The 2,025-nt window shown below is 67.5% G+C and carries 2 protein-coding genes; both read right to left on the reverse strand.

Annotated features, from left to right (window positions below; translation table 11 throughout):
• On the reverse strand, nucleotides 1-1,193 hold a 1,193-nt coding region (locus tag EN750_RS31670), incomplete at its 3' end, for a cellulase family glycosylhydrolase (RefSeq protein WP_127399053.1).
• Nucleotides 1,190-2,025 (reverse strand): glycosyltransferase (locus tag EN750_RS31675; protein ID WP_127399054.1); only part of this gene is annotated, 836 nt, incomplete at its 5' end. The genes EN750_RS31670 and EN750_RS31675, both read right to left, overlap by 4 nt.

Genomic DNA, 2,025 nt, shown 5'->3' on the forward strand with positions numbered 1-2,025 from the left:
ATCATGCCCATGCCATCGAAGAGATCCCACAGTGCCCAGGCGAGGCCGAGTTCCTCGGCGCTTCGCCTGACATCGGCGATGTAGCGCGCTCGATCCGGATTGGGGGCGGCGACATAGCGGGCGTCGGTGCGCAGCGCGCCGAACTCGCCCATGATGATGCGTTCCGGCGCAAGGCCGTGGCCGTCGGCCCAGTCGCGAACCTGGCGAAGATATTTTTCGACAAACCAGCGGTCGGGCCGGGCGTCGAAATAGACTTTCAGCACACGCTCGGTCTCGGCATAGGCTGCCTGCTTGGCGTCTTCAGGGGTTTCGGTGTCCTGCGCCATGCGCGCCCTGACCGATGCCAGCGTCGGTTCCAGCGAGCCGGCGGATGCCGGCCACGGCACATTGTTGAGCGACCGGTAGACGGGCTCGCGCATCCAGGGTGCCCCCTGATGGCTGAACAGATAGGGCTCATAGAAGTGGAAGGTGAACAGGATCGGCTCGAACGGGGACAGGGGTGCCGGATCGAGCGCGGTCAGTCCGCTCACCATCGAGCCGCAGCCGCCGGTGACGATCAGCGGCAGGGTCGCGGCCGATGCTCTCGCCGCCGTCAGAAGTGAAAGCTGGATCTGCGACCAGACGTTCGACGCGCAGGCCTGCGCCGGCTCGTTGACCGGCTCGAGCGCCACCCTGCCGGGCTGGAACCGCGCCAGCCTGCCGGCAAGCTCGCCGACCAGCCCGCGGTAGAGATCGAACGCGGGTGCGGCGGTGCTGGAGACCATGCGGTCGGGGTTCCAGTAATGGGTGGCGGCATTGGCCTGGATGTTGACGATGATGCCGAGACCGGCGTGGAGGGTGGCCGTGACGGCGGCATCCAGCATGTCCAGCAACCGGCCGCGCGTGGTGGCGTCGGCGGCCAGGAAAGGGCCGGGATCAACAGGCAGACGGATGAAATCGAGCCCGGTCCTGCGCAGCCGACGCAGGTCGTCCGGGGTCGGCACCGGCCGTTGCGACTGGAAGGGCGGCCAGCCATAGTCGGTGCGCGGAGCGGGAAATTCGCGCGTCAGCGAGAACCAGGGCCAGGCGTTGACGCCACGCCGAAATCGCGGCCCGGCGGCTGCGCGAGCGATTGGTGCGACCGGGAGCGAGCCGAGCGCCGCCGCGGTGGACAGCGCCGTCCGCAGCACCCGCCGGCGCGACCAGCCTGTCATACGGTTCCTGGCGATGCGTGATCCATCGCGGTGGTCTTGGCGGCGGTCACGCCGAGCAAATGATAGGCCTCATTTTCATAGGCAAGCAGGACATCGTCCCAGCGGAAGGCTTCGCGGGCGCGCGCGCTGGCGGCAACGCCGCAGGCCTGGACCAAGGCATCATCGTCCAGCGCCTGCTGCATCCGCTTGGCGCAACTGTCCTTGTCGGTGAAGTAGATCGCCGCAGCCCCGGCGGTCCATCTGTTGTAGGGATTGTCGTGGGCGATCACCATGTTGCCGGCCGCCAGCGCCTCGACCAGCGAGGGGTTGGTGCCGCCGACCGTGTGGCCATGCAGATAGGCGCGGGCGTGGTATCTGAGCGCCTTGACCGTCGCCTGGTCGTAGATGGCGCCCGGCAGGACCACCGAGTCATTCGCCGCCTTGCGGATGGCGGCATGATAGGGGATGTCGTCGGACAGCGTTCCCAGCACCACCAGCTTCATGTCGCGCTTGGCAGAGCAAAAAGCTTCGACGATCGGCAGGATGTTGTTGTCGGGTTCGATGCGGGCGATCGAGATGAGATAGCGCCCGGGCTCGAGGCCGAGCGCCCGGACCGGCGCCTCGGGCGCCGATGTCACCGGATCGGCGCCATAGGCAATGGTGGCGATGGCGCTGCGCGGCCGGCGCGTCGCCAGGTGATCTGCGATGGCGGGATGATCGGCGACCAGCCGATGCGAGGCCCATGCGCCGATCCATTCGTTGAGCCAGAACCAGGTTCGCGCCGCCATTCCCCATTTTGGGCGGCGCCACTCGATGCCGTCCATGTTGGTGAAGATCTTGCGTCGCTTCAGCC

Source organism: Mesorhizobium sp. M7A.F.Ca.ET.027.03.2.1, from assembly GCF_003999175.1.
Classification (GTDB): domain Bacteria; phylum Pseudomonadota; class Alphaproteobacteria; order Rhizobiales; family Rhizobiaceae; genus Mesorhizobium.